The organism is Prosthecobacter sp., assembly GCF_044378005.1.
In the GTDB taxonomy this organism is placed as follows: domain Bacteria; phylum Verrucomicrobiota; class Verrucomicrobiia; order Verrucomicrobiales; family Verrucomicrobiaceae; genus Prosthecobacter.
The window spans coordinates 1-4,418 of sequence record NZ_JBILYB010000263.1; the positions used below are offsets into that span (position 1 = coordinate 1).

At 58.7% G+C, this 4,418-nt stretch carries 9 protein-coding genes; 2 read left to right on the plus strand and 7 right to left on the minus strand.

Features of this window, described 5'->3' with window-relative positions:
• Together AC6FTP_RS25720 and AC6FTP_RS25725 are read right to left on the minus strand one after the other, a co-directional pair.
• Window positions 1–737, minus strand: a 737-nt coding sequence (locus AC6FTP_RS25720; protein WP_497209756.1) for a phage portal protein, incomplete at its 3' end; no start/stop codon positions are given.
• Complete coding sequence (locus tag AC6FTP_RS25725; RefSeq protein ID WP_497209757.1) at window positions 734–991, minus strand: hypothetical protein; 258 nt, start codon at window positions 989–991, stop codon at window positions 734–736. The genes AC6FTP_RS25720 and AC6FTP_RS25725, both read right to left, overlap by 4 nt.
• A 64-nt stretch (window positions 992–1,055) precedes the next feature.
• Here AC6FTP_RS25725 and AC6FTP_RS25730 point away from each other — a divergent pair, with 64 nt between their 5' ends.
• Window positions 1,056–1,334, plus strand: coding sequence for a type II toxin-antitoxin system RelE/ParE family toxin (locus AC6FTP_RS25730; protein WP_497209758.1), 279 nt, complete (start codon window positions 1,056–1,058; stop codon window positions 1,332–1,334).
• An 8-nt stretch (window positions 1,335–1,342) separates the two neighbouring features.
• Window positions 1,343–1,648 (plus strand): HigA family addiction module antitoxin, encoded by a 306-nt coding sequence (locus tag AC6FTP_RS25735; protein ID WP_497209759.1) that lies wholly within the window; start codon window positions 1,343–1,345, stop codon window positions 1,646–1,648.
• A 5-nt stretch (window positions 1,649–1,653) separates the two neighbouring features.
• On the opposite strand, the gene AC6FTP_RS25740 is transcribed toward AC6FTP_RS25735, so the two are convergent.
• The 5 genes from AC6FTP_RS25740 to AC6FTP_RS25760 all read right to left on the minus strand — a co-directional run.
• A complete protein-coding gene (locus AC6FTP_RS25740) occupies window positions 1,654–1,929 on the minus strand; it encodes a hypothetical protein (RefSeq protein ID WP_497209760.1) in 276 nt (91 codons plus the stop codon).
• A complete protein-coding gene (locus AC6FTP_RS25745) occupies window positions 1,926–2,507 on the minus strand; it encodes a hypothetical protein (RefSeq protein ID WP_497209761.1) in 582 nt (193 codons plus the stop codon). Before AC6FTP_RS25745 ends, AC6FTP_RS25740 begins: the two co-directional genes overlap by 4 nt.
• Entirely contained in the window at window positions 2,504–2,722 is a 219-nt protein-coding gene (locus AC6FTP_RS25750) for a hypothetical protein (RefSeq protein ID WP_345738539.1), read from the minus strand. Before AC6FTP_RS25750 ends, AC6FTP_RS25745 begins: the two co-directional genes overlap by 4 nt.
• A gap of 16 nt (window positions 2,723–2,738) precedes the next feature.
• Complete coding sequence (locus tag AC6FTP_RS25755) at window positions 2,739–3,977, minus strand: terminase gpA endonuclease subunit (protein ID WP_497209762.1); 1,239 nt, start codon at window positions 3,975–3,977, stop codon at window positions 2,739–2,741.
• Window positions 3,978–4,035: 58 nt separating this feature from the next.
• On the minus strand, window positions 4,036–4,418 hold a 383-nt coding region (locus AC6FTP_RS25760), incomplete at its 5' end, for an IS66 family transposase (protein WP_497209763.1).

Here is a 4,418-nt window from a genome sequence, read left to right on the forward strand (position 1 = left end):
TTCAGCACGCGGGTCACGTCGCAGTTGTCCTTCACGGCGTGCTTTTCCAAAGCGATCAGCTCCATCTCGTCGATGATGTGATTGATGGAATGCTGGATCGTCGGGGCGTTGCGAACGCTCGTGGCGTTCTCCGGCTCAAACACATGCAGCACGCTTTGGGCAGGCAGCTCACGCGCACCTTTGTCCTCGATCACTCGATACGAAACCGGCGCTCCCCAGGCATCCAGGGTGATGCCGTGGTAGCTTTTGGCGGACGTGTTGCCATCACCGATGCGGTGGGACTCGATCAACTGGAGCGCGGCCAGTCCAAGTCGGCTGCGGGTGAGGTGAATGAAGTATTCACCGTCCACATCCATGCCGCGACACACCAGCGACTGCACTTCCTCAAAGCTGAACCTGCCAGTGACTTCGCATCGGGCTGACCAACCACGAAAATAGGCTTCCGCTTTGCGGTTCCATTCCGGGTCATCTGACTGTGCCTGCGGGCGAATACCATCTCCCGTGGAATAGATCGCCATGTTGCTGACCATCTCACGCACGAAGCCGGAGTTCTTGGCCAGGTAACGCGAGCGCTTCACCAACTCACGATGAACGTGAGGCGTGAGATCCTGCCGCGCATCACGCGGTGAAGCACCAGGCACCTGACCTCGGCGCGGCGATGGATTGGCGGATTCGTAGATCGAGCTGATGGCCTTGGGCTTGAACCAGTCGTTCACCCATTGGAGAAGTGGATTCATGGGGCGATACGGCGGATGTGGGAAGTGGTGATCCGGCGGCGACGTTCATAGGTGTTTGGAGCCAGAACGCGCAGTGCATGGACGCATTCATCGAGCGTCTCCTTCACGGTCATCGGGAACTGCTTGGAAGCATTGGAGCCGCTGTCGCCCCAGCTCATGAGGGTCTTGCCCTCCAACAGCATCTGCTTGGCTTTCGCCTGGATGTTGAGAATTTCTGCGACCGTGAAGCCGACGGTGAACAAACCTTGCGCCATGCTCGGGCATGAGCTGTCAATTCGATTGACATTGTATCGCTTGGCGATACAAGTCAGCCAAGACGTGATTGATTCCTTCCTCTGCAAAGACACCGCCCAACTTTGGTTGACCGGACGCAACAAGCGCTTCGCGATGATTGCGTCGGTCGCTTTGCGAAAGCTGGCGATGCTCGATGCTGCGGATGTCATCGACGACTTGCGCGTTCCACCCGGCAACCGGCTGGAGGCACTGAAAGGAGATCGGACAGGTCAGTACAGCATACGAATCAACGCTCAGTGGAGACTTTGCTTCAGATGGCAGGATGGCACAGCGTTTGATGTCGAAATCACCGATTATCACTGAAAAACCTTATGAAAACGAAACACACCATCCCTCTTGGTCCCGCGTCCGTTTTGCCCGGAGTGATCCTCTTGGAAGAATTTATGACGCCTCTTGGCCTGTCTCAAGCCAGTCTTGCCGCCAAGATGCGGGTTGGGCGCATGCGTATTAACGAGATCATTCGAGGCCAGCGTGCAATCACGGCGGAAACCGCCATTCTTCTTGGCGAGGCACTCGGAACCAGCGCCCGTTTTTGGATCAATTTGCAGACGAGCTACGACCTTGCGAGGGCAGCTATCAAAAGGAAAACACCTCCAAAGCATAAGATTGCAGCCTGAACTGCTCAACGAGACGCAGGTTCCTTCAGGTCACGTTTGATCTCATCCACGGTGAGCCGGATGTAGTTCACGTCCGTCTTCACCACATCTGTGCTTCGTTCAAGGAGCTGAATCTTCACATCATGAGAGTCGAGTCGTTGGCGGTCCTCGTTGCGCAACAGTTCGAGGTGGCGAAGCGTGCTGGTGTGAACACCCCAGGCCGTTGCACCGGCGATGACCAGTGACAGGATCTGCACGACATGCCCGAGGCTGATGGTGGAATCATAACGTGGCTGGGTCATGGGTTGATGAGCTTGAGGATGGAGGCTGGTGTGATGAACCCAAGGGTGACAAGGCTGCCACTTCCCTTCAGCGAACGGATGCGTGCCGTGATCCAGTCGCCCTCGCGTTCTTTGGCATCGGAGCTTGGATCGAGAGATGTGTTGCCCTCGATGGTGGACATGCTGACGCCGCGCACGGCTGTCACGATGCCAGCATGGCCGTTGGAGGTAGCGCCATGGCGTGCCAGCCAGATGGCACCAAGAGTAGCAGTCGGAGAAAGCAGACCCAGCTTGCCGAAGTTGGCTGCACTGGTGACGCAGTGAGGCGTCATGGCCGACTGCCAGCGTTTGATCTGCTCCGGTGTGGCAGAGAGAGAACGCAGCGCGGCAAGCACCATGCCTTCACAGAACGCGGCGCAATACGCCCAGCCAGGTTCCCATGGCGAGGAGCGCATGAGCGAGCGCAGTTCATCGACCAGAGCGCGATCAGGCCCAGCTGTGCTTGGGTTGTCCCATTCGGCATTGGGTTTTACTTCACGCAGGCCAATGAACCGGCCCGCCTGTCGCATGACAGCCGTTGCAAGAGCGTCGGAGGTCATTTCTTCCTCCAGTTGATGCGCAGACGACCATAGGCGGCGGTGGCGAGACCACCAAACTCGGCAATGGTGTCCCAGTTCGCGGCAGCAATCGCCACCATGCCCTGAGCTTCGTCCGTGGGGAGATGTAGGCCGAAGAGACGGCCAAGAGCACCGACCGCAGAAATGACGATGCCCGCATAAGTGAGCTTGCCCTGAAGAGTTTGAGTGGGGTTCATGCCCCGTGGAGCCGTGTCAATCTGTGGTGGGTTCGTCGTCCTCTTTGATCTCGGCATCCGCCTTCACCGACTCCTGTCCCACCAGTTTGAGCATCACCGCAGCCGCCACCTGCATGGCTTCACAATCCCAGTAATGATTGGGGCGCTTGCCGATGCGTTCCCAAAGCCACTTGCCGCCTTTGCGGACACGCTGCTCGCTCTCCATCTGCGTGAGATAGTCGTCTCCGGCGTCCTCGGCGATTTCCCAGGTAGGGCCACGCTCCGGGTCTTGATTGCGGCGCAACCGCGCGAGCATGTCCTTAATGTTGAGGTTCGACCAGTAGAACACCGAGCAGGTCTGGCCACGCCCCAGCACAACCTTGCGACGCGGCGAGTAGAACCGATGCACGCTCCGGCCTTCCTTGGTGCGGTGAACGTAGGTGGCACGGCGGTCGCCCATGAGAGCCACCCAGCCGTGCTTGGCGCATTCGCGATACACGTCATAGGTGGCGTGGCCGGCATCGACGAATACCAGGTTGGAGTGAATGGTGAACCGCTCCTGCAAGCTGAGCACTTCGTCCCAGGTGGGCACGCGTTCGCGCCACACCAAACGCGAAGAACCCTCCAACGACCAGCCACGCACGATCACGAAGAAGTGATCCATCTGGCAGTCCACCGTCATGAACCGAAGTGGTGCCGCAGCCAGCGCCGGATCGAAGGGCGGCGTGAGGAACTTGCCCTGCCGGTTCACTGCCGCTTCATCGTCCCAGGTTTCACCGAGGCGATAGCCACTGGGAGTGATCTCCAATTTAAAATCCTCCAAGTAGTCGCGCCATGGCAGCGCGAGGCGCTTTTGATAGAACTGCCGCAACGGTTCCAGATCGCCTTGCTTCGCTGCTGCTTTGGCTCGCAGATACAACTCAGCAAGCCTGCCCCAGCTCATCGCGCAGAGGGCATTCCAATGGAACCCGACGTTCTCCGGTGACGCATTCAGATTGGTGCGCACATAACGACCCGTGGTGCTGAGCACACGCCGCGTGCGGTCGCTGTCATCGAACGCATGACCGCAGCCTTCGCATGTGAGCGAAGCGGTCTCGTGCACGCGGGCAAAGTTCCATTCGCCATCATCATCGCGGGCGTCCTTACTCCATTCCACGTTCTCCCATTTGAAGGGCTGGCGGAGGTCACAGTGCGGACAAGCAAAGGTCCACTCGCGCATGTCAGTGGTTTCAAACTTGCGGTGAGTGTCATCGTTCTCTTCCCCGCCCTGGGACATGAACAGTTAGCGGTGCGCCGAGTGCCCTCGGTCTAAGCTTGCCTTTTGGTTTCGACAACTATGCCGCTTTCTGCTGACTGTCGATCTGCCTGGGCTTGGCCCAGGCTTCGGGTGTCACTTCTTTGATCTGCCGGTTGGTCAGCGTCGGCAGCCGGGTGAGCACTTCCCGCAGGTAGGTTTGCGGGTCGATTCCTCGACTGCGGCACGCTTCGATGAGCGTGAAGAGGATGGCGCTGCGTTGCCCGGCTTCGGCTTCGCCGATGAACAGCCAGTTTTTCTTGCCGATGGCAGTTGGCCGGATGGCGTTCTCCACGGGGTTGTTGTCGATCTCGACTCGACCGTCTTCGAGATAGACGGTGAGCATGGGCCACATCGTCAGGGTGTAGTCGATGGCTCTGCCCATGGCGCTCTGGGGCAGGTGTTGTCTTTTGAGTTTGATCC

Excerpts from the sequence above, each read along its gene's own strand:
- AC6FTP_RS25740 (WP_497209760.1), bottom strand. The coding sequence starts at position 1,929 with ATGACCCAGCCACGTTATGATTCCACCATCAGCCTCGGGCATGTCGTG.
- AC6FTP_RS25755 (WP_497209762.1), bottom strand. The coding sequence starts at position 3,977 with ATGTCCCAGGGCGGGGAAGAGAACGATGACACTCACCGCAAGTTTGAA.
- AC6FTP_RS25735 (WP_497209759.1), top strand. The coding sequence starts at position 1,343 with ATGAAAACGAAACACACCATCCCTCTTGGTCCCGCGTCCGTTTTGCCC.
- AC6FTP_RS25745 (WP_497209761.1), bottom strand. The coding sequence starts at position 2,507 with ATGACCTCCGACGCTCTTGCAACGGCTGTCATGCGACAGGCGGGCCGG.
- AC6FTP_RS25750 (WP_345738539.1), bottom strand. The coding sequence starts at position 2,722 with ATGAACCCCACTCAAACTCTTCAGGGCAAGCTCACTTATGCGGGCATC.
- AC6FTP_RS25725 (WP_497209757.1), bottom strand. The coding sequence starts at position 991 with ATGGCGCAAGGTTTGTTCACCGTCGGCTTCACGGTCGCAGAAATTCTC.